The following is a 23,892-nucleotide window of genomic DNA, read 5'->3' as shown; positions in this document are numbered from 1 at the left end:
GTCGTCAATCATAACCTGTTCGAAAAAGCGGTAGGCCGCTTGTCGTGCGCCATCAGCGCCGCTAGCCGGCAGGGAAACATGGAGGGATACCGATGAGCCTGAGCAATCTTTTCAGCCTGGAAGGGCGCACCGCGCTGGTCACCGGCGGCAGCCGCGGCATCGGCAAGATCATCGCCAAAGCGTACATCGAGCAGGGCGCGAAGGTGTATATTTCCTCGCGCAAGGCCGCGGCCTGCGAGGAAACGGTGGCCGAGCTTGGCCCCAATTGCATCGCTTTGCCGCAGGACGTCTCCACCGTGGAGGGCTGCCGCGCGCTGGCCGCGTCGCTGGCCGAGCGCGAGGATCACCTCGACATCCTCGTCAACAATGCCGGCGCCGCCTGGGGCGTGCCGTTCGAGGAGTTTCCGGAAAGCGGCTGGGACAAGGTGATGGACCTGAACGTCAAGTCGCCGTTCTTCCTCACCCAGGCGCTGCATGGCCTGTTGAAGACCAACGCCAACCATGACGCGCCGTCCAAGGTGATCAACATCACCTCGATCGACGGCATCCGCCTCAATCCGTGGGACACGTACAGCTATCACGCGTCCAAGGCGGCGCTGATCTATCTGACCAAGCGGATGGCGGCGCGGCTGATCAAGGATGGGATCATCGTCACCAGCCTGGCGCCGGGCGCCTTTGCCAGCGAGATGAACCGCGCCGCGCGCGACCATGGCAATCAGGTGGCCAAGGGCATTCCGATGCGGCGGATCGGCAATTTCGAGGACATGGCGGGCGCCGCGATCTTCCTTGCCAGCCGCGCCAGCGATTATGTCGTCGGCGATACGTTGGTGGTCGACGGCGGCGTGGTGAACGCGGCGCTCGGCACCAGCCTGGAGGCGTAATCCGGCAAATGGAACGGGCGGCGGAGCCGGTGGCCCGCCGCCCTTCCCCGATGCAATCAGTTGATCGCGCCGATCACCAGAACATGTCGTGGATCACGTCCACCACCTCGCCGGAATACAGGTCCACCAGCAGCGCATCGTTGTAATAGCGCACCCAGCGAAGGTCATCGCCCATGTCCGGCAGGCGATAGGAATAGGGATCGTTGATCCAGTAATTCTGGCCGAACAGCGACGATGACAGGATCACGCCGACCGAGAAGCGGCGATAGCCCTGGTTCCAGCCGTATGGCGCATAATAGCGCGGCAGGCGAAAGGCGTTGCGATTGGTCGCACGCCAGCGTGCCCAGTCGTAGCGCGAGTCGCGCCGCCAGTCGCGGTTCCAGTTGGTGCGCCCACGGTCGGACCAGCGGTTCTGGCCGCTCCAGCCCTGCCGGCGATTGTCCCAGCGGTCATGGTCGTTCCAATCGGCGCTGCTGCGCGACCAGCGGCGCTGGCCATCATCGCGGCCCCGGTTCTGGTCACGCCGCACGGCGTCACGCTGGCGATTGCGGCTGTACGTTTCACGGGTGACGACGTTGCCGCGCGGGTCGCTTCGTCCCGCCCAGCGATCGGCGCCGTCGCGGCGCTGCTGCCGCAAATCGCGACCGGCGTCCGGCTGCGGCCGATCGCGGCGCTGCGCCCAACCTGCCCTGCCCTGATCGCCTATGCCTTGCTCGGTCGAGCGCCGCCACGTCCGCTCGCCGCCGTCGGGCGCCTGCCGAGCCGGCCCGCGCTCCTGCATGGTGGTGGAGCGCTGCCATGTCCGTTCGGCTCCGCCCTGCGCCTGACGATCGGCACCGCGATCAGGACGGTTGCCACGCTGCCATTGGCGCTCGCCACCGCCGGTGGGCGCGGCGCGCTCCGGACGATTGCCGCGCTGCCAATCGCCGCGCTCGCCACGCTGCTGCTGTTGCTGCTGCGCGCGATAGCCCCAGCCACGTCCGCCGCCACGCTCCTGCGCCATGCCAACGCCGGGCACCAGCGCCGCCGCAGCCATCAACGCCGCCACGAATTTTCTGCCCATCTGCTCTACACTCCACCGCCGGCGCACGAGCCGGCCCCGATGATGCAGGCTGTATGCGCCGATCGGCAAGAATGATGGCTGAATGCGCTTGTCAGCAACGCGAAAGGAAGGCGGCGCCGGTGTGTGACCGGCCGCCGCCTCAGACGACGCCCGCCAGCCCCTTCGCTTTGGCATAATCCGCCTTGCCGTTGGGCGCGCGCAGCGATTCGCCGGTGGCGACGATCAGCTTGGGCAGCTTGTAGCCGGCAAGCTTGGTGCGCAGCACGTCGCGCGCCGCGCCTTCGTCGAAGCCGTTGGCGGATTGCACCACCGCCGCGACCGCCTGCCCCCATTTCGGATCGGGCATGCCGAAAACGAGTGCGTCGTCGACCCTGGGGCAAAGCTTCAGCGCTTCCTCCACCTCTTCGGGGAAGATCTTCTCGCCCGCCGAATTGATGCAGGCAGAGCCGCGGCCGAGCAGGATGACGCTGCCATCCTCGGCCACCTGCGCGAAATCGCCCGACACGGTGTAGCGCGCGCCGTCGATCATGCGGAAGGTGCGTGCGCTCTTTTCCGGATCCTTGTGATATTCCACCGGATTGGGCGGGCCGAGCACGACCTTGCCGGTGACGCCGGAGCCGGGCACCACATCCTTGTCGTCGTCGTCGAGCACGCGGCAGCGCGGGCCGACGACGAACTTGGCGGTCTCCACCGTGCCGTCCCTGGTGGTGAGCGACACACCCATGCCGATCGCCTCGGACGAGCTGAAATTGTCCTGGCAGGTCGCCTCGGGCATGTGGCGGATGAGCCCATCCTTCACGCCCTGCGTCCACATGACGCCCGACGAATTGATGAGCCGCATCGAGGAGACGTCCCAGCGGTCCGGCTGGGCCTCCAGCGCCTCCAGGATCGGCCGGGCGAAGGCGTCGCCCACCACCACCAGCCGGTTCGCCTGCCAGCGGTCGATCGCGTCGAGCGCCTCCTCCGCCTGAAAGCTCTTGCTCGGCAGCGTCGCGACAAAGCCGCCGGCGAGCAGCGAGCCGTAGGAGGTGAGCAGGCCGGTGCCGTGCATCAGCGGCGGGCCACAAACGGTACGCGGATAATCGGGGTTGGCCGCCACCGTCGCCGCAGCTTCCTCTACATTGGCCGGCACGGGAAGCCCCGCTGCCGCCGCCGCGCCATGCGCGATGAGGTTCAGATCGGCGTGCGTCCATACCACGCCCTTGGGCATGCCCGTGGTGCCGCCGGTGTAGATAAAGAAGCGGTCCTGCGGATCGCGGTCGATCTCGACCGGCGCGCCATCGCCGGCGGTCAGTTCTTCAAACGCCTCGGCAAACGGCGGCAGCTCGGCCGGCGTGCCGCCGATCTCGACATAGCTGCGCACGGCGGGCGAGCGATCGACCACATCGGCAACGCAATCACGCAGGCGTGCATCATAGACCAGCACGGTAGCGCCGCTGTCCGCCAGGATATAGGCCAGCTCGTCGGCAACGTAGCGATAGTTGACGTTGACGTGCGTGCCGCGCGCCTTCCAGCACGCCATCAGCGCGACGAGGTAATCGGCGGAATTATACGCGTAAAAGGCGAAGCGGTCGCCCGGCTGCAACCCGCGCGCGATCAGCGCGCGCGCCAGATTGTTGGACCGGGAGCGCAGCCCGTCCCAGTCGATCACCTGATCGCCATGGGCGAGCGCGACACGGTCGCCGGGGACGGCGGCCTCTACCGCCTCGATCAGGTCACCGAAGTTGAAGCTCATGCCGCTTGCTCCGCTGGCGGCGTCGTCGTCTCGGCCGGCTTGGTCTTGCCCCAGAATTCGTCGCGCAGCAGCCGCTTGTAGAGCTTGCCCGTGTCATGGCGGGGCAGCTCGGCACGGAACTCCCAGCGGCGCGGGCATTTGACGTGGCTAAGGTTCGCACGGGCGAAGTCCGCCAGCTCGGCGGCGAGCGCCTCGTGATCGGCGGACATGTCGCGCGGCTGGATGACCGCCACGACCTGCTCGCCCATTTCCTCATGCGGCGCGCTCACCACCGCGACGTCGGCAACCTTGGGGTGCGTGACGAGCAGATTCTCGATCTCGGCCGGGTAGATGTTCACCCCGCCCGAAATGATCATGAAGCTCTTGCGATCGGTGAGGTAGAGATAGCCCTCCTCGTCCATCCAGCCCACATCGCCCAGGGTGGTCCAACCCTTTGCGCTGGTGCTCTCCTTCGTCTTCTCGGGATCGTTGTGATAGCTGAATGGCGCCGCCCCGGTCGGGTTCAGCTCAGTCACCGGCGCCTCGAAATAGATCGCACCCTCGGTGCGCGGCGGCACCTCGTTGCCGTCCTCGTCGCAGATGTGGGTGATCGTGGTCAGGTTCTTGCCGACCGATCCCTTGTGCGTCAGCCATTCGGGCGAGAGGATGTTGTGGAAGCCGTTGCCTTCCGTCCCGGCGTAATATTCGCCGATGATCGGCCCCCACCAGTCGATCATCGCTTCCTTGACGGGGACCGGGCATGGCGCGGCGGCGTGCCACACCGCCTTTAGCGAAGAAACGTCATACTTCCTGCGCGCCTCTTCGGGCAGCTTCAGCATGCGGATGAAGTGCGTCGGCACCCATTGCGCGTGCGTCACCTTGTACCGCTCGATCGCCTCCAGCGCCTTTTCGGCATCGAAGCGCTCCATCACCACGACCGTGCCGCCGAGCTGCTGCACCGCCATCGACCACCGCAGTGGCGCGGCATGATAGAGCGGGGCGGGCGACAGATAGATCATGTCGGGATTGAAGCCGTACAGCCCCTGCCCGATCATCATCAGCGGCGAGACGTTTTCGCCATAGGGCTCTTCCGGCAACGCAAAGCGCACGCCCTTTGGCTTGCCGGTCGTGCCCGAGGAATAGAGCATGATCTGCCCCGGCGACGGATCGGCGATCGGCGTGGTCGGCTGCTGGGCACAGGCGTCTTCCCAGCTTTTATACCCATGGATCGTGCCGTCGACCATGAAGCGATCGAGATCGTCGATCAGCGGTAGCAGCGTCTCGGCACAGCCGGCGGTGCCCTTTGACGCTACGAACGCGCGGCAATCGCCGTCGCGGATGATATATTCCGCCTCGCTCGCCATCAGCTTGGACGAGATGCAGGTGAGATAGACGCCAGCGCGCTCGGCCGCCCAGGCGACCTCGAAATAGCGCGGCGAATTGTCCATCATCATTGCCATCGCGTCGCCGCGCTTCAGGCCGAGCGAGCGGATCAGATGCGCACCCTGGTTCGCGCGCGCGTCAAGCTGGGCGAACGTCACCGTCTCCCCCGTACCGGCCATGATGAAGGCAGGCTTGTCGGGCGTGGCGGCGGCGTGTTTGTAGGGGTGCGTCATCATTCTCTCCGCCGCGGCGGGCGCTGTCGGCCCGCTCGCGGTTCAACTTCTGCTTGGATCAGGCGGCCAGGCGTTCGACGATGATCGCCGGCGCCATGCCACCTGCGGCGCACATGGTGACGAGGCCGTAGCGCTTGTCCTGACGCTCCAGCTCGTCGACGATGGTGCCGATCAGGATCGATCCGGTCGCGCCGATCGGGTGACCGAGCGCGATCGAGCCGCCGTTCACGTTCACCTTCTCGCGTGGCAGGTTGAGATCGCGGATGAACTTCTCGGACACGACGGCAAACGCCTCGTTGATCTCGAACAGGTCGATGTCCTCTACCGTCAAGCCGGCTTTGCCGAGCACCTTCTTGGCTGCCGGCACCGGTGCGTTGAGCATGAGCGTGGGATCATCGCCGACGTTCGCCATGGCGACGATCCGCGCGCGCGGCTTCCAGCCCATCTTCTCGGCATATTCCTTCGATGCGAGCAGCACGGCGGCCGCGCCATCGACCACGCCCGACGAATTGCCGGCATGGTGGAAATGCTGGATCTCGAGATCGGGATATTTGCGGTTGATCTGCTTGCGGAAGGTGTCGCCGGACTTGTTGTACGGCATGTCGGCCAGCGCCGCGAATGACGGCTTCAGCGCGGCAAGGCCCTCGGCAGTGGTCTGCGGGCGCGGGAATTCGTCATGGTCGAGCACGACATTGCCCTCGTCATCGACCACTGGCACGAGCGACTTCTTGAAGCGGCCTTCCTGGATCGCGACGGCCGCCTTCTGCTGGCTTTCGAGGCCGGCGCGGTCGAGCTCCTCGCGGGTGAAGCCTTCCTTGCTGGCGATCGCATCGCCGCAAATGCCCTGGTGCGACTGCGGGTGATTGATGTTCAGGCGCTCGTTGCCCGAGCCCATGCCGAGTGGCGGCTTGCCGCTTTCCATGTCCTCGGCGCTCATCGCCGCGGTCAGGCTCATCATCTCGGTACCGCCGGCGATCACGAGATCTTCCATGCCGCTCATGATCTGCGCCGCGGCGAAGTTCACCGCGGTGATGCCACCGCCGCAGAAGCGGTCAAGCGTGGTGCCCGACGCCTTCACGTCGTAGCCGGCGTCGAGCGCCGCCATGCGGCCCATGTCGCCGCCCTGCTTGCCGCGCTGCGAGCTGGTCGACCAGATGATATCGTCGACCTCTTCGGTCTTGATATTGTTGCGCTCTTTCAGTGCCTTCAGCACCGTTGCGGCGAGATGCTGCGGATGCATGTGCGCCAGCGCGCCCTTGCCCTGCTTGCCGATGCCGCGCGGCGTACGAACGGCGTCAATGATGTAAGCGTCAGCCATTGCCTAACAAACCTCTTCCAAGAATCCCCACCCAGACCGGCCCTTTACCGGCGCGGATTTCCGGCATAACCTTCGTTATGGTAGAAGGGATGTCAAGCGTGCAGCCAGTAGTTTCGGGATCAACCGCTCCGTCGCGAAGCCCGGACCTGACGCCGCGCGATTGGCTGGAGGCCGGGCAGTCGCTGCTGCGCCGCGGTGGGCTGCGCGCGCTGAAGCTGCGGCCGCTCGCGGAGGAGCTGAAGGTTTCGACCGGCAGCTTCTATCACCACTTTCGCGATTTCGACGATTATCAGGGGAAGCTCGCCGCCTATTTCGCCGAGGATCAGGTCAGCGACCTGATCGCCGCGTTGCGCCGTGCGACGCCCGATCCGATCGGGCGCATCCGCCTGCTGGGGCAGACGGTGCGGCGGCGTGGATCGTCGCGGATCGCCGTTGCGATGCGCGCCTGGGCCGAGAGCGATCCGCGCGCCCGGATCGCGGTGGAGCGGCACGACGAGCTGATGCTCGATTTTCTCGCCAGCTGCCTCACCGACATCGGCTTCTCGCGCGGCGAGGCGGAGGTGCGCGCCTATGGTCTCATCACGCTAGGGCTCAGCAAGGTGCATGCCCCGCACCTCGATATGGCGAGCCTGTTCGATTCGCTGCTCGACATCATGGTGAGCCGGCCGTGAAGGCGCTGGTCGTCTCTGCGCTGTCGCCCGACCTGTCCGGCACGGCGCTGATCGACGTGCCCGAGCCGCAGGTGGCGCCGGGCAAGGTGCTGATCCAGGTGAAGGCCGCCGCGCTCAACTTCCCCGACCTGCTGATGACGCGCGGCGAATATCAGCTGAAGCCGCCGCTGCCCTTTTCGCCGGGGATGGAGATCGCCGGCGAGGTGATCGAAGGTGACGGGTTCGAGCGCGGCGAGGCGGTGGTCGCCGGTACGCGGCTCGGCGGCTTCGCGGAGCGCGTGCTGGTCGATGCGGCGGCGGTTCGGCGCAAGCCCGCGCACCTTACCTTCGGCGAAGCGGCTGGCGTGGGCGCCGCTTACTTGACCGCTTATGTCGCGCTAGTGCGGCTCGCCAAGGTGGAGGCGGGCGAATGGGTCCTCGTGCACGGCGCCACCGGGGGCGTGGGGCTCGCCGCGGTCGATCTTGCCATCTCGCTCGGCGCGCGGGTGATCGCCACGTCGCGCTCGCCCGAGAAGCTCGCCCTTCTGAAAGAGCTTTACCCGGTCGAAGCGTGCCTGCCGGCGAGCGGCTTTCGCGAGGAGGTGAAGGCGCTCACCGGCGGCGGCGCGGACGTGATCTACGATCCGGTCGGCGGCGACGTGTTCGACGAATCGGTCCGCGCGATCGCCTTTGGCGGGCGGCTGTGCGTCGTCGGCTTCACCTCGGGGCGCATCGCGACGGTTTCCACCAACATGCCGCTGATCAAGGGCTTTTCGGTCGTTGGCGTGCGCGCCGGCGAATACGGCCGTCAGTTTCCCGACAAGGGCCGCGAGAACCAGGAGGCGATCTGGCGCCTGGCGGCGGAGGGCAGGATCCACCCGCGCGTGCACGCCGAATATGCGCTGGCGGACTGGCGCGCGGCGTTCGAGGCGATGGAGCGCAGCGACATGGTGGGGAAGATCGTGCTGACCCCATAAGCGCAAGTCGTCTGGCAAAGCCGGCGCAAGGTCGGCTAACATCAGTGTCGATAACGAAAGCCGTGACGAAGCGGCAGATTGACCAATATTGGAGAGAGAAATGGCTGGTTTCGATTACGTCATCATCGGCGGTGGTTCGGCCGGCTGCACGCTCGCCGCGCGGCTGAGCGAAGATCCGGCGGTCAGCGTCTGCCTGCTGGAGGCGGGCGGCGCGAACAAGGAAATGCTGGTGCGCATGCCTGCCGGCGTCGGCAGCCTGATCAAGGCGAAGGGCAAGCACAATTGGGGCTTCTGGACGGAAGCCGAGCCGCATCTCGACAATCGCCGTCTCTGGTGGCCGCGCGGGCGTGGCCTGGGCGGCTCGTCATCGATCAACGGCATGGTCTATACCCGCGGCCACCCGCAGGACTTCGATGAATGGCGCCAGCTTGGCCTTTCCGGCTGGTCGTGGGAGGATGTGCTCCCCTATTTCCGCAAGCTGGAGGGGCATCACCGCAAGCATGAGCTGCACGGCGCGGACGGCCCGCTGACGATCTCGGGCGGCGAAAGCGACAGCCCGTTCCACGATGCGCTGATCGAGGCGGGGCGGCAGGCGGGCTATCCCGTGACCGAGAATTTCAACGGCGTCGAACAGGAGGGCTTCGGCCGCTACGACCTGACGATCGCCAACGGGCAGCGCTGGTCGACCGCGGCGGCCTATCTGCGCCCGGTGGTCGAGCGCCGGAATCTCACCGTCATCACCGACGCGCGCACCAAGGGTGTGGTGGTCGCCGGCGGGCGCGTAGTCGCGGTGGACTATATCAAGGGCGGTGCGATCGAGCGCGTCGAGGTGGATGGCGAGGCGATCCTGTGCGCGGGCGCGGTGCAGAGCCCGCATATCCTGCAGCTTTCGGGGATCGGCAATGGCGCGGCGCTGCGCGACGTCGGCGTCCGACCGGTGCACGATCTGCCGGGTGTCGGCGAGAATTTGCAGGACCATCTCGACATCATCATGAGCTGGTACAGCCGCGGGCTGAAGACCGCGTTCTCGAATACCAAGGGGCTGCGGCAGCTACGCGTCGGCCTGGAATATCTGACGCGCGGCACGGGGCTCGGGCGGCAGCAATTCCTCGAATCGGGCGCATTCGTCTGCTCGCGCGAGGGACTGTCGCGCCCGGACGTGCAGATCCACGGCGTCCTTGCGATCATGAAGGATCACGGCAAGACGCGGGTAAAGGCGGACGGCTTCTCGCTGCACCTGTGTCAGCTGCGACCCGAAAGCCGCGGCCGGATCGCGCTCGGCTCGACCGACCCCACCGCCGATCCGCTGATCTACGCCAATTACCTGGCGAGCGAGGTCGATCGCCGGGTGATGCGCGATTGCGTCCACATCGGGCGCGAAGTGGCGTATCAGCAGGCGCTCGATCCGTATCGCGGCGCCGAGTTCGCGCCGGGCCGCGAGGTGCAGTCGGACGCGCAGATCGATGCGTGGATCCGCGCCAACGCCGAAACCATCTATCACCCGGTCGGCACCTGCAAGATGGGCACCGATGGCGACAAGATGGCGGTGGTGGACGAGCAGCTGCGCGTTCGCGGGCTGACCGGGTTGCGCGTGGTGGACGCATCGGTGATGCCGACGCTGGTGGGATCGAACACCAACGCGCCGACGATCATGATTGCGGAGAAAGCGGCCGATATGATCCGCGGCGTCACTAAGGCGGCTGCGCTCGCCGCCTGAAACGCGAAAGGCTCTCGCCCGATCCGAGCGAGAGCCTTTCGTCGTCATCACAGCCGCGCGATGAACCGCATCGCGCGGCTTCGTGCAGCTTACTGGAGCAACGCGGCGACGCCGGGCAACTCGCGCCCTTCCATCCATTCGAGGAACGCGCCACCGGCGGTCGAGACGAAGGTAAAGTCGTCCGCCACATTGGCATGGTTCAGCGCCGCCACCGTATCGCCGCCACCGGCGACCGACACGAGCGTGCCGCCGATCGTCAGCGCCGCGGCGGTCTTCGCCAGCGCCACCGTCGCCTTGTCGAACGGCGCGGTCTCGAACGCACCAAGGGGACCGTTCCACACCAGGGTGCGACAGTTCTTCAGCACGTCACCCAGCGACTCCACGGCCGCCGGGCCGACGTCGAGAATCATCTCGTCCGCCGCCACTTCGTGGACGTTGACGGTGCGCGTCGGCGGGTTCGCCTTGAACTCCTTGGCGACCACCACGTCATACGGCAGATGCACGGTGCAATTCGCCCGGTCCGCCGCGTCCAGGATTTCCTCCGCGGTGTCGGTCAGATCGTGCTCGCACAGGCTCTTGCCGACATCGACGCCGCGCGCGGCGAGGAACGTATTCGCCATGCCGCCGCCGATGATCAGGTGATCGACCTTGGTGACGAGGTGCTTCAGCACGGCAAGCTTGGTCGACACCTTGGCGCCGCCGACCACAGCCGCGACCGGATGCTCCGGCTCGCCCAGCGCCTTTTCCAGCGCCACCAGTTCCGCCTCCATGGCGCGGCCGGCAAAGGCGGGCAGCTTGCGCGCGAGCCCTTCGGTCGAGGCATGGGCGCGGTGTGCGGCTGAGAAGGCATCGTTGACGTAGAGGTCACCCAGCGCGGCGAAACGATCGATCACCGCCGCGTCATTCTTTTCCTCGCCGCCGAAGAAGCGCGTGTTTTCCAGCACCGCGATGTCGCCCGGCTGGAGCATGGCGACGTTGGCCGCGTCGCCTTCCCAGTCGATGTAGCGCACCGGACGGCCGAGCACGGCTTCGTACGGCTTCACGATCTGCGCCAGCGACAGGTCCGGGCTGGGCACGCCCTTTGGGCGGCCGAAATGCGCCAGGACGAGCACGATCGCGCCCTTGTCGGACAGTTCGGTGATCGTCGGCACGGTGGCGCGCAGCCGGGTGTCGTCCGTCACCGCGCCATCGTTGAACGGGACGTTCAGATCCTCGCGGACGAGGACGCGCTTGCCGTGGACGTCTCCAATGTCGTCGAGCGTTCGGAATGACTTGGCCATGTTTCCTCGATCCTGATCTCATCGCCGACGGCAATATGGCCGCCGTGCACCACCATCGTACAAACGCCGCCGCGCCAATCGCCCGCGAGCGCCGCCTTCAACCCGTCGGCCAGCGCTTCCATCCGCTCGCACGGATCGGTTTCGCGGGTGATCTCCAGCACCACGTCGTCGCCGATGCGCAGGCGGACGCCGGCGACCTGCGGCAGATCGAGCCCCTCGACCAGCAGATTGGCGCGTCGCTCCTCCCAGGGCAGCGAATGGCCGACATCGGCCATTGCCGCCTCCCAGTCCCCACGCTCGATCAGCGTGACCTGGCGCTTGTAGGGCTTGCCCTTCATGGCACCGCGGTAATCCCCCGCGATGCCCGCCTCGCACGTCACCTCGGCCGCCTCGATCACCTGCATCGGTGATTTCGGAAAGGCATGGCGCGCGATCCCGGCGAGGCGGCCGATCGGCATTACCCCAGCTTCGCCATCGCGGTGGCGGTGTCGACCATGCGGTTGGAGAAGCCCCATTCGTTGTCGTACCAGCTGACGACGCGGACGAGCTTGCCGTCGATCACGGCCGTTTCCAGGCTGTCGACGGTCGACGAATAGGGCGTGTGCACGATGTCGATCGACACGAGCGGCTCGTCGGTGAAGTGCAGCACACCCTTCATCGGGCCTTCCGCCGCCGCCTTCAGCAGCGCGTTCACTTCCTCGACGCTGGTGTCGCGGCCGGGGGTGAACGTGAGGTCGACGAGGCTGCCGTCCGGCGTCGGCACGCGGATCGCCGAGCCGTCGAGCTTGCCCTTCAGCTCCGGCAGCACCTCGCCCACGGCGCGCGCGGCGCCGGTGGTGGTCGGGATCATGCTCATCGCCGCGGCGCGCGCACGGCGCAGGTCCGGGTGGATCTGATCAAGGATCTTCTGATCGTTGGTATAGGCGTGAACGGTGGTCATCAGGCCGCGCTCGATGCCGACCGAATCGTTCAGCACCTTGGCGACCGGCGCCAGGCAGTTGGTGGTGCACGAGGCGTTGGAGACGATCGTGTGGCCGGCCTCCAGCTTGTCGTGGTTCACGCCGTACACGACGGTCAGGTCGACATTCTTGCCCGGTGCGGAGATCAGCACCTTCTTGGCGCCGGCCGCGATGTGCTTTTCGCACGAGGCGCGGTCGGTGAAGAAGCCGGTGCATTCCAGCACGATGTCGACGCCCAGTTCCTTGTGCGGCAGGTTCGCGGGGTCGCGCTCGGCCGTTACGCGGATGCGCTTGCCGTCGATCACCAGATCGTTGCCGTCGGCCTCCACGGTGCCGGGATACTTGCCGTGCACGCTGTCGCGGCTGAACAGCCAGGCATTGGACTTGGCATCGGCCAGATCGTTGATCGCCACCAGCTCCAACTCGCTGCCACGCTCCAGCAGAGCGCGCGCCACCAGGCGGCCGATGCGCCCGAACCCGTTGATCGCAACCTTCGTCATCTCGACCGATTCTCCCCTGAATCCCGAATATCTCGCGCGCCTTTGCGCGACGGATGCGCTGCGCGTCAACCGCAGGTCGGGCAGGACCGGTCGCGCAGGGCTTGCCGATCCGCCGGCGCGATCCTAATCCCGATGCATGACACAAAGCGACGCTGTGACGCGGATCGACGCCGCGATCAGGCGCATCGAAGAAGCCATCAACCACCGCGCGGCGGATCACGACGCCTTGCGCCAGCGCCACGACGCGCTGCGCGGCGAAGTGGTGCGCGTGATCGCCGATATCGACGGAATGGCCGGTGCAGGCGAGGCGGCAGGCTTGCTTGGGGAGCAAGGCTGATGGCGCGCGTCACGCTGGACGTCGGCGGCACGCCGTGGGTGGTAAACACGCGCGATGGCGGCGAGGACGAGGTGCGGCGGCTCGGCGCGATGCTGGTCGAGCGCTGGCCCACTGCCCTGCGCGCAGCCGGCGACGGCGGGGTACCGCAGGCGCTGCTGCTCACCGCGCTGATGCTGGCCGACGAACTGCGCGAGGCCAAGGAACAGGCCTCCGCCGCGCCGCGCGACGGCGTCGATCCGGCAGAGATGGACTCGGTGGCGCTCAATTGGGTCGCCGATCGCCTCGAGTCGCTCGCGCAGGCCCTTGAGCATGCGCCCTCGAGCGACTAGATTGGTGGCGACGGGTACTGCCCGGTACGAGCCCTTATTATCCCTGAGGCTATTCATCATCCAAAGGGGGCTGTCCCTGCCCGGGCCCTGGCCCGACGTACATGGTCCCCACCTGACGTACTGTGCGTCAGTGGATATCCCGGCAAACGGCCATGGCGGTCCCGTCACCCTCCCCGGCCGCTGAGAAGCGCGCGGTCCGCGCCACCGCGCGATCGGCACGGCAAGCCCTTGCCTTGCCGCGCCCGGTGATCGCGCCCGTCCCCGCCTTCACCGCCTTGCTCACCCCCGGCATGGTGGTCGCGAGCTATGTGCCCGTCGGCGCCGAGGCGGATCCTGGCCTGCTGGCCGATGCCGCGCGTGCGGCCGGATGCCACATTGCCCTGCCGCATGTCGTCGATCAGCCGACCCCGCTGCGCTTCCTTGCCCGGGGTGAGGAGGCGCCGCTCGTCTCTGGCCCCTTCGGCCTGTTGCAGCCCGCGCATGATCGGGAAGAACTGGCGCCCGATCTGATCCTGGCGCCGCTGGTCGCATTCGATCGTGCGCTGGGGCGGCTTGGCCAGGGCGGCGGGCATTACGATCGCGCGTTCGCCGCTTACCCGGCGGCGCGGCGCATCGGGGTTGCCTTTTCGGTGCAGGCGGTTGATCGCGTGCCGACCGACCCGTGGGACATGCCGCTCCACGCCATCATCACCGAACGCGAGTGGATCACCGCATGAGCCCGTCATGGCGCAAACCCGCCGGCATGATCGCCATCCTGGTGCTCATCACCCTTTGGTGCGCGCTGATCGTCAGCTTCTCGGGCACGGTCGGCGGCTGGCACTGGGCGGCGCAGATGGTGTTCTATGTCATTACCGGGATCATCTGGATCACGCCACTGAAGCCGCTGCTACGCTGGATGGAGACGGGCCGCTGGCGCTGACGCCGCGGGCTTGATGTTCTGCATTTGTTCGCGCAGAACCATCGCATGGCTGCGACTCGCAAGAACGGCACATCGCCCGGCCGCGCGCATCGCGGCGCCACCAGCAACGCGGAAAGTACCCGGTTCAACCTGCCGAGCCGCGAGCTTGATGGCGATTGGCTCGATGCACGCGCCGCGATCGACGGTGAGCCCGTACCGGTCCGCACCACCGTCAGCCTGCTCAAGCCCAAGACGATCATCAGCTACAACAAGTCGCCCGACGTCCCGTTCGATCGCAGCATCAACACGATGGTCGGCTGCGAGCATGGCTGCATCTATTGTTTCGCACGCCCGAGCCACGCCTATCACGATCTCTCGCCCGGCCTCGATTTCGAGACCAAGCTGTTCGTAAAGCCCGACGCGGCCGTGCTACTGCGCCGGGAGCTCGCCAAGCCGGGCTATCGCTGCGCACCAATCGCCATGGGGACGAACACCGATCCGTATCAGCCGATCGAGGCCAAATGGCGTATCACGCGTGAGGTCATCGAGGTCTTGGCCGCCTGCGACCACCCGCTGATGATCACCACCAAATCCAATCGCGTGCTGCGCGATCTCGATCTGTTGGTGCCGATGGCGCAGAAGGATCTGGTCGGCGTCGCCATCTCGATCACCTCGCTCGACCCGCGGATCGCGATGACGATCGAGCCGCGCGCCCCGCATCCCGAGCGGCGGCTGGATGCGGTGCGCCAGCTCAGCGAGGCGGGCGTGCCGGTGTATGTGAACATGGCGCCGGTGATCCCTGCGATCACCGATCACGAGGTGGAAACAATCGTCGCGCGCGCAGCCGCCGCTGGTGCGCGCGATGTGTCCTTCATCCCCGTTCGGCTGCCGTGGGAGGTCGCGCCGCTGTTTCGCGCGTGGCTCGACACGCACTTTCCCGAGCGCGCGGGCAAGGTGATGGCGGCGATCCAGTCGTTGCGCGGCGGCAGGGACAATGATCCGGGCTTCTTCTCGCGCATGCGCGGCCAAGGGCCGTGGGCCGATCTGTTGCGTACCCGCTTCGACATCGCGCGTCGTCGCAACGGGATCGAACGGGTCACCGGACGGATGCAGTTGCGCACCGATCTGTTCCGCCCGCCGGCCGGCGGGCAAGGCGAGTTGTTCTAAAAGCGGGTGGCGGCGCCGACGAACAGCACGGCGCGATCCGCCTCACCGCTGAAGCCGATGCGCGTGCCGGCATCGAGCAGCAGATCCTTGCGCACAGCGACCACGAAGCCGACAGAGGCGATCGCCTGATAGCGGCTCGCGCGGCCTGCCTCTGCGCCTTGCGGCACCAAGCCGACATATTCGACATAGCCGCTGACCGGCCCGGCAATGTCGTGGCTGATGCTGGCGCTATGGATCAGGTCGAGGCCGTAGCCCTGCTTCTCCTCGCGATAGACCAGATCGCCCTCGATCATCGCGCCGAGCGAGAAACCGCCGGGCAGGTCGGTGGCGAGCGGCAGGATCAGCCCGGCCTCGACATGATCGTTGGACAGGCCGCCGGTGCCGGTCGGCAATTTCACATAGGGCATGACGCCAAGCGCGACGCCCTGACCGTCGTTGCCCTGCAGATTGATCTTGAGCCGGATCAGCGTCTCGTCGCCGAAACCCTGATCGACCGAGCCGTCCGCCTCGACGCGCTGATACGGCGTGAACAGCAGTTCCACGTCCATGCTGTTGGACAGGCCGAGCTTCAGGTTGACCGGCAGCGCATCCAGCGTGCGGCTGCGATCGCGGGCGAGAGTATATTCCGCGGCGCTCAGCTCGATCTGCACATGCCCCGCGTCGACCGTGAAGGGCCCTTCGGTGACGCTGGGCCGGTCGGGGTTGAACGCGCGAAGCTCTGACGGGGGCGCGGGATCGGACAGGCCGTAGGCGCGCGTCGGGCCCGGCTCCTCCTGCGGTGCGGGCGTCGCGGCTGCGGCGAGTGCGACGATTGCGGCGATCATCGTCACCCGACCAACGCCAGCCGCGTTTCGGATTGGCGAAGTTCCACCGCCGTCACGCCGGGCAGATCCTCGATCCGGTGCACCAGTTCAAGGTCGAGCAGGAAATCGCGCCCGAGCAGCAGCTTCGCCTCGCCATCGGGCAGCGCGACACGCACGATCACCTCGCCGCGCGCATTGCGCTGATGCTCCAGAAGGCCGGCGAGCTGCGGCATCGCGCTCGCCTCGGCGACGCACACCTCGACCACCAGCCGAGCCTGCGAGGCCAGCGTCTCGAACGGCTGGATACGCTTCACCGATACGCGCGGCGTTTCCTCGCCCGGCCGGCGATCAAGCTCGACCGTCGCCAGCCCACAGCCACCGGCGCGCGCCGCTTCCTCCAGATCGGCGGCCACCGCATCATCGAAGCAGGTCGCGACGAACTGGCCGCTCTGATCGCTCAACGTCGCCATCATGTAGCGCTTGCCGCGCGCCGAGGTGCGCCAGCGCGCGTCCTCGACCAACACCGCCATGGTGGCGCCGGCGCGGGTGCCGTCGTCGGGGATCGCGAGTTCGGCCAGCGCGGTATAGAGCCGCGCGCCATGGCTCTTCGCCAGATGCGCATGCCGATCGACCGGGTGCGCGGAAAAGTAGAAGCCGAACGCCTCCTTCTCCTGCTCCATCCGCTCCGACATGCTCCAGCGCGCCGTGCCGGGGATCTTGATCGCGTCGCCCGCCGGCTCGGCATCACCGAACAGGCCGCCCTGCCCGCTGACGCGCTGGTCATGCGTTCGCGCAGCGACCGCAAGGATCGTCTCTGCCACGGCATGAACGCCGGCGCGGTTGTGCTCGATCGTGTCGAAGGCGCCGCCCGCCGCCAGCGTTTCGAGCTGGCGCTTGTTGATCAGCCGGGGATCGACACGCGCGGCGAAATCGTCGAGCCGCGCGAACACGCCACTCGCGTCGCGCTCCGCCACCAGCTTCTCCATCGCGCCCTCGCCCACCGATTTCAGCGCGGCAAGCGCGTAGCGGACCGCCGGCCCCTCCTCGTCCACCTCCACGTTGAAGTCGGCCAGGCTGTGGTTGATGTGCGGCGGCAAGCAGCGGACGCCCAAGCGGCGCATGTCGTCGCAGAAGATCGCCAGCTTGTCGGTCTGGTGAATGTCGTACGCCATCGAGGCGGCGAAGAATTCGTGCGGATAATGCGCCTTCAGCCATGCGGTCTGATAGGCGAGCAGCGCGTAGGCGGCAGCGTGGCTCTTGTTGAAGCCATAGCCGGCGAACTTGTCGATCAAGTCGAACAGCGCATTGGCGCGATCGGCCGGGATCTGATGATGCTCGGCGCAGCCGGCGACAAAGGTCGCGCGCTGCGCGTCCATCTCCGCCTGCACCTTCTTGCCCATTGCGCGGCGCAGCAGATCGGCGCCGCCGAGCGAATAGCCCGCCAGCACCTGCGCGGCCTGCATCACCTGTTCCTGGTACACGAAGATGCCGTAGGTTTCGGCCAGGATCGGCTCGAGCAGCGGATGTGGGTATTCGATCGCCTCCGTGCCCTGCTTGCGGCGACCGAACGACGGGATGTTGTCCATCGGGCCGGGTCGATACAGCGAGACGAGCGCGATGATGTCGCCGAAATTGGTCGGCCGGACGGCGGACAGCGTGCGCCGCATCCCTTCCGATTCCAGCTGGAACACGCCCACCGTGTCGCCCTTCTGCAGCAGCGCGTACACCGCTTCGTCGTCCCAGGTCAGCGCGTCGAGATCGACGCTGATCCCGCGTTTCTCAAGCAGTTGCAGCGCACGCTTCAAAACCGACAGCGTCTTCAGGCCGAGAAAGTCGAACTTCACCAGCCCGGCGCCCTCGACATATTTCATGTCGAACTGCGTGACGGGCATGTCGGATCGCGGGTCGCGGTACAGCGGGACGAGCTGCGCCAGCGGCCGATCGCCGATCACCACGCCGGCCGCGTGGGTCGACGAGTGCCGCGGCAGGCCCTCCAGCTGCATCGCGAGATCGAGCAGGTGGCGGACCTGATTGTCGTTGGCGTATTCGCGGTGCAGCTCGGCCACGCCATCGATCGCGCGCTTCAGCGTCCACGGGTCGGTCGGGTGATTGGGCACCAGCTTCGCCAGCCGATCGACCTGGCCATAGCTCATCTGCAGCACGCGGCCGGTATCCTTCAGTACCGCGCGCGCCTTCAGCTTACCGAAGGTGATGATCTGCGCAACCTGGTTGCGGCCGTACTTCTCCTGCACGTAGCGGATCACCTCGCCGCGCCGCGTTTCGCAGAAGTCGATATCGAAGTCGGGCATCGAGACGCGTTCCGGGTTGAGGAAGCGTTCGAACAGCAGGCCCAGTTGCAGCGGATCGAGATCGGTGATCGTCAGCGCCCACGCGACGGCCGAGCCTGCGCCCGAGCCACGCCCCGGCCCCACCGGAATGTCCTGCGACTTGGCCCATTGGATGAAGTCGGCGACGATCAGGAAATAGCCGGGAAAGCCCATCTGGATGATGACATCCAGCTCGAAATCGAGCCGCTTGCGATATTCCTCCTCCCAGCCGTGGGGCAGCGGCTCGCTGGCCAGCGCCGCGATACGCGCCAATCGCGCGGTAAGCCCTTCGTGCGACCGCTCGCGCAGCATCGCCGCCTCGCCCTCGCGATCGCCCGCAAGGCTGGGCAGGATCGGCTTGCGCTTGGGCGCGGCGACGGCGCAGCGCTGCGCCACCACCATGGTGTTGGCGATGGCTTCGGGCAGATCATCGAACAGGCTGCGCATCGCGTCCGCCGGCTTCATCCATGCGTCGGGCGAACTGCGCGGCCGATCCTCGCTTTCCACGTACGTCGAATTGGCGATGCACAGCATCGCATCATGCGCCTTGGCAAAGGTATGTTCGGCAAAGCAGCACGGGTTGGTGGCGACCAGCGGCAGCCCGCGATCGTATGCGAGGTCGATCAGCGCCTGCTCGGCCTGTTCCTCGATCGCGTCACCACGGCGCACCAGTTCGACATAAACCCGGTCCGGGAACAGCGCCGCGAGCCGATCGGCATAAGCGTGCGCCCGCGCCGGCTGGTCCTCGGCGAACAGCCGCGCCAGCGCGCCCTCGCCCGCGGCCGTCAGCACAATCAGCCCGTCAGTGAAACGCGCGAGCGTTTCCACGTCGACATGCGGCGGCAGGTCGATCGGCCGATCGAGGTGCGCCGCGCTCACCAGCTCGCACAGATTGTCATAACCGCGCTCGTTCTGCGCATAGAGCGCCAGCCAGTCGACGATCGGCGCCACGCCATCGGGCATGTCGGGCCGCGCCACGCCCAGCATCGTGCCGATGATCGGCTGCACGCCCTCGGCAAACGCCGCGTCGGAAAACGCCATGGCCGCATAAAGCCCGTTGCGATCGGTCAGCGCGGCGGCAGGGAAGCCCAGCTTGGCGGCATGTTTGGCGATCGCCTTCGGCTCGATCGCTCCGTCGAGCATCGTGTAGGACGAGAAAATACGAAGCGGTACGAACCCGGAATGCGGCATCTCCCCTGCCTACGCCGCAGCGCTTGATTCGACCAGCGGAACTGCGCCGACATCCGGTCCGTTTCGCGGCAAAGCGATGGGAGCTGTTGCCATGTCAGACACGAACGCCGCCACCCCGCCCACCACCGGCGCCGGATGGGGCTGGATCATCGCTTATGGCGTGATCTCGGCGCTGTTCGGGCTCGCCGCGCTGCTGTGGCCGTTCCCTGCCACCGTCGCCGCGACGCTCCTGATCGGCATCGCCTTCAGCATATCCGGTATCTTTTCGCTGATAGCCGGGCTCCGCGGCACAGGCGCCGAAAGCCGCGGTTATGCGATCCTGCTCGGTGTGCTGTCGATCATTGCCGGCGTCGTGATGGTGGCGCAGCCACTCACCGGCGCGATCTCACTCACGGTCATCGTCGCGGCATGGTTGCTGATCCGCGGCGCGCTGGAGATCGTACTGGGGCTGCGCATGAAGCGGCGGCGCTGGCTGATGCTGGTGCTGGGCGTCGTCAACATCCTGCTGGCGCTGATGATCCTCGCCACCGTGCCTTTCTCGGCGCTGACCCTTCCCGGCTTTATCCTGGGCGTCAGCTTCCTGTTCGGCGGGGTGACGGCGATCATGGCCGGGCTGGATCACCGCAGCGGCTCGGCGGCCTTCACCTTTCCGGCCTGACCGCCCGCGCACGCGGTCAGAGCAGCTTTTCGATATGCTTGCGGATGTCCTCGGGCTTGGTCGTCGGCGCATAGCGATCGACGACCTCGCCGTCGCGGTTCACCAGAAACTTGGTGAAGTTCCACTTGATCGCCTTGGACCCCAGCAGGCCCGGCGCGTCGCTCTTCAGCCGCTCGAACAAGGGATCGGCGTGGTCGCCGTTGACGTCGATCTTGGCGAAGACGGGAAAGGTGACGTCGTAGGTCAGCGAGCAGAAGTTCGCGATCTCCGCCGCATCGCCCGGCTCCTGCGCGCCGAACTGATTGCAGGGAAACGCCAGCACCTCGAACCCGCGCGCGCCATAATCGCGGTGCAGCGCCTCCAGCCCCTCATATTGCGGGGTAAAGCCGCATTTTGAGGCGGTGTTGACGATGAGGAGCACCTTGCCGCGATAGTCGGCCAGCGCGGTCTCGCCGCCATCGGCGGTCTTCACCTTGAAATCGGTAACGCTGCTCACCGCCGGTCTCCTCGATTGACCCGGCGACGATAGGCGACCCGTTCGATTGCGCGCAAGGTAAATGCGCGCACCAACGCGGTCAGGTCAGCACGCCCTCGTGCAGCCGCACCACGCGGTCCATCTTGGCCGCCAGCCGCTCGTTATGCGTCGCGATCAGTGCCGCCGACCCTTCCTCGCGGACTAGCCGCAGGAATTCGCCCAGCACGCGATCCGCCGTGCTCTCGTCGAGGTTGCCGGTCGGCTCGTCCGCCAGCACCAGCGCGGGGCGGTTCGCCAGTGCGCGCGCCACTGCGACACGCTGCTGCTCGCCACCCGACAACTGGCTCGGCCGGTGCGTCAACCGATGGCCCAGCCCCAGCGCAGTAAGCAGCGTGGTCGCGCGTGCCTCCGCCGTCGCCTGCTCCGCGCCGTGGATCAGCTGCGGCAGCACGACATTCTCCATCGCGTTGAAGTCGGGCAGCAAATGGTGGAACTGATATACGAAGCCCAGGTGATCGCGGCGCACCACCGTGCGGCCCGGCGCATCGAGCTTCGCCGCCTCTTCGCCGGCGATCCGTATCGACCCCTCGAAGCCGCCCTCGAGCAGGCCCACCGCCTGCAGCAGCGTGGATTTGCCCGAACCCGATGGTCCGAGCAGCGCGACGATCTCACCCGGCGCCACCGCCAGCTCCACCCCGCGCAGCACGTCGATCGTCTCGCCGCCCTGCGTGAAGCTGCGCGACAGGCCGCGCGTTTCCAGAACGGGCGTCCCCGTCGCAGTCACCCCGGCCTCATTCATAACGCAGCACCTGAACGGGATCCGTGCTCGCCGCCTTGTACGCCGGATAGACGGTCGCCAGCAGCGTCATCAGTGCGGTGATCAGCACGATGGCGACGATCTCCACCGGATCGGGCTTGGACGGCAGCTCGGTCAGATAGCGGATCGAGGGATCCCACAGCTCCTGACCCGTGACGAACTGGACGAAATTCACCACCACCTGCCGATAGAACAGGAACACCGCGCCCAGGATCAGCCCGGCGATGATCCCCAGCGTGCCGATCGTCACCCCCACCGTCATGAATATCCGCATCATGGCCCCGCGCGTCGCGCCCATGGTGCGCAGGATCGCGATGTCGCGCGTCTTGGCACGCACCAGCATGATCAGCGAGGAAGCGATGTTGAACGCCGCGACCAGGATGATGATGCACAGCACGACGAACATCGCCACGCGCTCCACCGCCAGCGCCTCGAACAATTGCGCGTTCATCTGCCGCCAGTCGCTCACCACGGCGAAGCGGCCGACCTTTTCCGCGAGCGGCGCCAGGATCTGGCCAACCTTGTCGGCGTTCACCGTGTCGAGTTCGATCATGCCCACCGCATCGCCGAGCAGCAGCAGCGTCTGCGCATCCTCCATCGGCATGATCACATAAGCCTTGTCGAAATCGTACACGCCGATCTCGAACACCGCGGCCACCGTGTAATTGACGTAACGCGGTACGGTGCCGAACGGCGTCGTCTGCCCGGCGGGATTGATCAGCGTGATTTCGGAGCCGACCGTCGCACCGAGCGATTCGGCCAGCCGCGAGCCCAGCGCGACGCGGTTCGACCCCGGCGTCAGCGAACTGATCGTACCCGCGATCACCTTGCTGCCGATCGTCGTGTTGGAGCGGAGGTCCTGCACGCGCATGCCGCGCACCAGCACCGCCTCGACACGGCCATTGTAGGTGGACATCAGCGGCTGCTCGACCAACGGCACCGCGCTGGTGACGCCCGGCGTCGCCTGCGCCTCGCGCACCACGTCGCGCCAATCGGTCAGCCGCCCGCCGATGCCCTGGACGACCGCATGGCCGTTCAATCCGACGATTTTGTCAAAGAGTTCGGCGCGAAAGCCGTTCATGACGCTCATCACGATCACGAGCGCCGCCACCCCCAGCATCACCGCCCCGAGGCTGAAGCCAGCCACGAGAACAATGAAGCGCTCGCCGCGCCCGGGAAGCAGATAGCGCCGCGCGATCATTCGTTCGTAGCGCGACAGGATCATGGCTCAGCGTCTATCGAGGGCCACGCGGGCTGGCAACGGCGCTGTTGCGTAATAAACACAGCGATGCCGCAATCGGTTTAGCTCCCGTTCATTTTCGTGGACGCCTCGCTGATCATTACGTAGCAATACTGTCACTGGCACACAGGCAAAGGCCGTGGTTCGGGGAAAGCTTCCAGTCCCGCCTGATAAATCAGGCGCGTGGACGGAGGCACAAGGGGGCTGACGAGCAATCGTCACGCAGGCGCCCGGGTCGGAAACGATCCGGGCGTTTGCTTTTCTACCTTCGCTTGATTTGGATCATCACGATTGTTGCTTTGGCGATGCGGCAAAAGCCGTGCCGGATCGTTTTTCGATCTACCATCACAGGCAATTGGCATGAACGGCAAGGCCGCTATCCTTATCATCGATCTGCTCAATACGTTCGATTTCGACGGCGGGGATGCGCTAAAGGAAATCGTCGCCGAGATGGTCGCGCCGCTGCGTGAATTCCGTCAGCAGGCGCGCGCGGCGAAGGTGCCGGTGATCTTCGTCAACGACAATTACGGCCGCTGGCATGACGAGCCCAGCCAGCTGATCGCCTTCGCGATCGCGGGCAAGGGCGGCCACGTGATCCGGCAGCTTGCGCCCGAGCAGGGCGACTATTTCGTCATCAAGCCCGAATCCTCTGGCTTCTACGCCACGACGCTGCCCGCGCTGCTGCCGCGATTGGGCGTCTCGCGGCTGGTGGTGATCGGGGTGGCGGCAGACATTTGCGTGCTGTTCACCGCGGCCGACGCGCATATGCGCGAATACGACCTGTGGGTGCCACGCGACCTGGTCGCCTCGCATCATGACGAGCGGGCTCGCTGGGCGCTGGAGATGATGCAGAACGGCATGAGCGCAGAGATCCGGCCCACCAGCGAGCTTTCGCTGGCCGACTGGCTCGCGACCACGCCCAAGGTGCGCGCCGGGCACACGGGCTGAGTTGCCGCCGCCGCAGCGGCATGCCAC

23 protein-coding genes are annotated in these 23,892 nt (G+C 66.6%); 11 read left to right on the top strand and 12 right to left on the bottom strand.

Translation table 11 applies throughout. The annotated features are described in order from the left end of the window. Window positions 1–92 precede the first annotated feature (92 nt). Window positions 93–881 (top strand): SDR family oxidoreductase, encoded by a 789-nt coding sequence (locus SPDO_RS01110; protein ID WP_088365621.1) that lies wholly within the window; start codon window positions 93–95, stop codon window positions 879–881. Window positions 882–954: 73 nt separating this feature from the next. On the opposite strand, the gene SPDO_RS01105 is transcribed toward SPDO_RS01110, so the two are convergent. The 4 genes from SPDO_RS01105 to SPDO_RS01090 all read right to left on the bottom strand — a co-directional run bounded on the left by SPDO_RS01105 (window position 955) and on the right by SPDO_RS01090 (window position 6,592). Next, the gene (locus SPDO_RS01105) at window positions 955–1,944 is read right to left on the bottom strand and encodes an RcnB family protein (protein ID WP_088366289.1); all 990 of its coding nucleotides are present in this window, start codon (window positions 1,942–1,944) and stop codon (window positions 955–957) included. Between the two features lie 139 nt (window positions 1,945–2,083). Then, window positions 2,084–3,679: an AMP-binding protein gene (locus tag SPDO_RS01100; protein ID WP_088365620.1), complete on the bottom strand. Its 1,596-nt coding sequence runs from the start codon at window positions 3,677–3,679 to the stop codon at window positions 2,084–2,086. After that, entirely contained in the window at window positions 3,676–5,274 is a 1,599-nt protein-coding gene (locus SPDO_RS01095; RefSeq protein WP_088365619.1) for an acyl-CoA synthetase, read from the bottom strand. Before SPDO_RS01095 ends, SPDO_RS01100 begins: the two co-directional genes overlap by 4 nt. Before the next feature lie 58 nt (window positions 5,275–5,332). Beyond that, complete coding sequence (locus SPDO_RS01090; protein WP_088365618.1) at window positions 5,333–6,592, bottom strand: acetyl-CoA C-acetyltransferase; 1,260 nt, start codon at window positions 6,590–6,592, stop codon at window positions 5,333–5,335. A gap of 89 nt (window positions 6,593–6,681) precedes the next feature. Between SPDO_RS01090 and SPDO_RS01085 the strand changes: the two genes are divergently transcribed. From SPDO_RS01085 to SPDO_RS01075, 3 genes are all read left to right on the top strand, one after another. Further along, window positions 6,682–7,263, top strand: coding sequence for a TetR/AcrR family transcriptional regulator (locus SPDO_RS01085; RefSeq protein WP_245828965.1), 582 nt, complete (start codon window positions 6,682–6,684; stop codon window positions 7,261–7,263). Beyond that, on the top strand, window positions 7,260–8,219 hold the full coding sequence (locus SPDO_RS01080; RefSeq protein ID WP_088365616.1) for an NADPH:quinone oxidoreductase family protein: 960 nt from the start codon (window positions 7,260–7,262) through the stop codon (window positions 8,217–8,219). Before SPDO_RS01085 ends, SPDO_RS01080 begins: the two co-directional genes overlap by 4 nt. A gap of 100 nt (window positions 8,220–8,319) precedes the next feature. Continuing rightward, window positions 8,320–9,936, top strand: coding sequence for a choline dehydrogenase (locus SPDO_RS01075; protein WP_088365615.1), 1,617 nt, complete (start codon window positions 8,320–8,322; stop codon window positions 9,934–9,936). An 89-nt stretch (window positions 9,937–10,025) separates the two neighbouring features. On the opposite strand, the gene SPDO_RS01070 is transcribed toward SPDO_RS01075, so the two are convergent. The 3 genes from SPDO_RS01070 to gap are packed head-to-tail and all read right to left on the bottom strand — an operon-like array spanning window position 10,026 to window position 12,675. Beyond that, on the bottom strand, window positions 10,026–11,216 hold the full coding sequence (locus tag SPDO_RS01070; RefSeq protein WP_088365614.1) for a phosphoglycerate kinase: 1,191 nt from the start codon (window positions 11,214–11,216) through the stop codon (window positions 10,026–10,028). Further along, on the bottom strand, window positions 11,141–11,674 hold the full coding sequence (locus tag SPDO_RS01065) for an MOSC domain-containing protein (RefSeq protein ID WP_088365613.1): 534 nt from the start codon (window positions 11,672–11,674) through the stop codon (window positions 11,141–11,143). Before SPDO_RS01065 ends, SPDO_RS01070 begins: the two co-directional genes overlap by 76 nt. Beyond that, window positions 11,674–12,675: a type I glyceraldehyde-3-phosphate dehydrogenase gene (gap, locus tag SPDO_RS01060; RefSeq protein ID WP_088365612.1), complete on the bottom strand. Its 1,002-nt coding sequence runs from the start codon at window positions 12,673–12,675 to the stop codon at window positions 11,674–11,676. The genes SPDO_RS01065 and gap overlap by 1 nt, the downstream gene beginning before the upstream one ends. A 154-nt stretch (window positions 12,676–12,829) precedes the next feature. On the opposite strand from gap, the gene SPDO_RS01055 reads away from it, so the two are divergent. The 5 genes from SPDO_RS01055 (at window position 12,830) to SPDO_RS01035 (ending at window position 15,406) form a co-directional block, all read left to right on the top strand. After that, window positions 12,830–13,012 (top strand): hypothetical protein, encoded by a 183-nt coding sequence (locus tag SPDO_RS01055; protein WP_169716226.1) that lies wholly within the window; start codon window positions 12,830–12,832, stop codon window positions 13,010–13,012. Further along, entirely contained in the window at window positions 13,012–13,341 is a 330-nt protein-coding gene (zapA, locus tag SPDO_RS01050) for a cell division protein ZapA (protein WP_088365610.1), read from the top strand. Before SPDO_RS01055 ends, zapA begins: the two co-directional genes overlap by 1 nt. Window positions 13,342–13,493: 152 nt before the next feature. Further along, window positions 13,494–14,057 (top strand): 5-formyltetrahydrofolate cyclo-ligase, encoded by a 564-nt coding sequence (locus tag SPDO_RS01045; RefSeq protein WP_088365609.1) that lies wholly within the window; start codon window positions 13,494–13,496, stop codon window positions 14,055–14,057. After that, window positions 14,054–14,260, top strand: coding sequence for a DUF2842 domain-containing protein (locus SPDO_RS01040; RefSeq protein WP_088365608.1), 207 nt, complete (start codon window positions 14,054–14,056; stop codon window positions 14,258–14,260). The genes SPDO_RS01045 and SPDO_RS01040 overlap by 4 nt, the downstream gene beginning before the upstream one ends. Window positions 14,261–14,305: 45 nt before the next feature. Beyond that, window positions 14,306–15,406: a PA0069 family radical SAM protein gene (locus tag SPDO_RS01035; RefSeq protein ID WP_088366288.1), complete on the top strand. Its 1,101-nt coding sequence runs from the start codon at window positions 14,306–14,308 to the stop codon at window positions 15,404–15,406. Here SPDO_RS01035 and SPDO_RS01030 read toward each other — a convergent pair. Continuing rightward, entirely contained in the window at window positions 15,403–16,230 is an 828-nt protein-coding gene (locus tag SPDO_RS01030; protein WP_088365607.1) for a transporter, read from the bottom strand. The genes SPDO_RS01035 and SPDO_RS01030 overlap by 4 nt on opposite strands. Before the next feature lie 2 nt (window positions 16,231–16,232). Continuing rightward, window positions 16,233–19,727 carry a DNA polymerase III subunit alpha gene (gene dnaE, locus SPDO_RS01025; protein ID WP_088365606.1) on the bottom strand — a complete coding sequence of 1,165 codons (3,495 nt, stop codon included), beginning with the start codon at window positions 19,725–19,727 and terminating at the stop codon, window positions 16,233–16,235. A 91-nt stretch (window positions 19,728–19,818) separates the two neighbouring features. Between dnaE and SPDO_RS01020 the strand changes: the two genes are divergently transcribed. Then, a complete protein-coding gene (locus SPDO_RS01020) occupies window positions 19,819–20,385 on the top strand; it encodes an HdeD family acid-resistance protein (RefSeq protein WP_088365605.1) in 567 nt (188 codons plus the stop codon). A 16-nt stretch (window positions 20,386–20,401) separates the two neighbouring features. Here SPDO_RS01020 and SPDO_RS01015 read toward each other — a convergent pair whose 3' ends face one another. From SPDO_RS01015 to SPDO_RS01005, 3 genes are all read right to left on the bottom strand, one after another. Beyond that, window positions 20,402–20,881: a glutathione peroxidase gene (locus SPDO_RS01015; RefSeq protein ID WP_088365604.1), complete on the bottom strand. Its 480-nt coding sequence runs from the start codon at window positions 20,879–20,881 to the stop codon at window positions 20,402–20,404. A gap of 79 nt (window positions 20,882–20,960) precedes the next feature. Continuing rightward, window positions 20,961–21,644, bottom strand: coding sequence for an ABC transporter ATP-binding protein (locus SPDO_RS01010; protein ID WP_245828962.1), 684 nt, complete (start codon window positions 21,642–21,644; stop codon window positions 20,961–20,963). Between the two features lie 7 nt (window positions 21,645–21,651). Beyond that, the gene (locus tag SPDO_RS01005; RefSeq protein ID WP_088365602.1) at window positions 21,652–22,902 is read right to left on the bottom strand and encodes a lipoprotein-releasing ABC transporter permease subunit; all 1,251 of its coding nucleotides are present in this window, start codon (window positions 22,900–22,902) and stop codon (window positions 21,652–21,654) included. A gap of 375 nt (window positions 22,903–23,277) precedes the next feature. On the opposite strand from SPDO_RS01005, the gene SPDO_RS01000 reads away from it, so the two are divergent. Further along, window positions 23,278–23,865 carry a cysteine hydrolase family protein gene (locus tag SPDO_RS01000; RefSeq protein WP_088365601.1) on the top strand — a complete coding sequence of 196 codons (588 nt, stop codon included), beginning with the start codon at window positions 23,278–23,280 and terminating at the stop codon, window positions 23,863–23,865. Window positions 23,866–23,892 lie beyond the last annotated feature (27 nt).

This window comes from Sphingomonas dokdonensis, assembly GCF_002197685.1.
GTDB classification, from domain to species: domain Bacteria; phylum Pseudomonadota; class Alphaproteobacteria; order Sphingomonadales; family Sphingomonadaceae; genus Sphingomonas; species Sphingomonas dokdonensis.
The sequence above is the reverse complement of the archived record's forward strand: the minus strand, read 5'-3'. Positions and strand labels throughout refer to the sequence as shown.

Excerpts from the sequence above, each read along its gene's own strand:
- SPDO_RS01110 (WP_088365621.1), top strand. The coding sequence starts at position 93 with ATGAGCCTGAGCAATCTTTTCAGCCTGGAAGGGCGCACCGCGCTGGTC.
- SPDO_RS01105 (WP_088366289.1), bottom strand. The coding sequence starts at position 1,944 with ATGGGCAGAAAATTCGTGGCGGCGTTGATGGCTGCGGCGGCGCTGGTG.
- SPDO_RS01100 (WP_088365620.1), bottom strand. The coding sequence starts at position 3,679 with ATGAGCTTCAACTTCGGTGACCTGATCGAGGCGGTAGAGGCCGCCGTC.
- SPDO_RS01095 (WP_088365619.1), bottom strand. The coding sequence starts at position 5,274 with ATGACGCACCCCTACAAACACGCCGCCGCCACGCCCGACAAGCCTGCC.
- SPDO_RS01090 (WP_088365618.1), bottom strand. The coding sequence starts at position 6,592 with ATGGCTGACGCTTACATCATTGACGCCGTTCGTACGCCGCGCGGCATC.
- SPDO_RS01085 (WP_245828965.1), top strand. The coding sequence starts at position 6,682 with ATGTCAAGCGTGCAGCCAGTAGTTTCGGGATCAACCGCTCCGTCGCGA.
- SPDO_RS01075 (WP_088365615.1), top strand. The coding sequence starts at position 8,320 with ATGGCTGGTTTCGATTACGTCATCATCGGCGGTGGTTCGGCCGGCTGC.
- SPDO_RS01070 (WP_088365614.1), bottom strand. The coding sequence starts at position 11,216 with ATGGCCAAGTCATTCCGAACGCTCGACGACATTGGAGACGTCCACGGC.
- SPDO_RS01065 (WP_088365613.1), bottom strand. The coding sequence starts at position 11,674 with ATGCCGATCGGCCGCCTCGCCGGGATCGCGCGCCATGCCTTTCCGAAA.
- gap (WP_088365612.1), bottom strand. The coding sequence starts at position 12,675 with ATGACGAAGGTTGCGATCAACGGGTTCGGGCGCATCGGCCGCCTGGTG.
- zapA (WP_088365610.1), top strand. The coding sequence starts at position 13,012 with ATGGCGCGCGTCACGCTGGACGTCGGCGGCACGCCGTGGGTGGTAAAC.
- SPDO_RS01045 (WP_088365609.1), top strand. The coding sequence starts at position 13,494 with ATGGCGGTCCCGTCACCCTCCCCGGCCGCTGAGAAGCGCGCGGTCCGC.
- SPDO_RS01040 (WP_088365608.1), top strand. The coding sequence starts at position 14,054 with ATGAGCCCGTCATGGCGCAAACCCGCCGGCATGATCGCCATCCTGGTG.
- SPDO_RS01035 (WP_088366288.1), top strand. The coding sequence starts at position 14,306 with ATGGCTGCGACTCGCAAGAACGGCACATCGCCCGGCCGCGCGCATCGC.
- SPDO_RS01030 (WP_088365607.1), bottom strand. The coding sequence starts at position 16,230 with ATGATCGCCGCAATCGTCGCACTCGCCGCAGCCGCGACGCCCGCACCG.
- dnaE (WP_088365606.1), bottom strand. The coding sequence starts at position 19,727 with ATGCCGCATTCCGGGTTCGTACCGCTTCGTATTTTCTCGTCCTACACG.
- SPDO_RS01020 (WP_088365605.1), top strand. The coding sequence starts at position 19,819 with ATGTCAGACACGAACGCCGCCACCCCGCCCACCACCGGCGCCGGATGG.
- SPDO_RS01005 (WP_088365602.1), bottom strand. The coding sequence starts at position 22,902 with ATGATCCTGTCGCGCTACGAACGAATGATCGCGCGGCGCTATCTGCTT.
- SPDO_RS01000 (WP_088365601.1), top strand. The coding sequence starts at position 23,278 with ATGAACGGCAAGGCCGCTATCCTTATCATCGATCTGCTCAATACGTTC.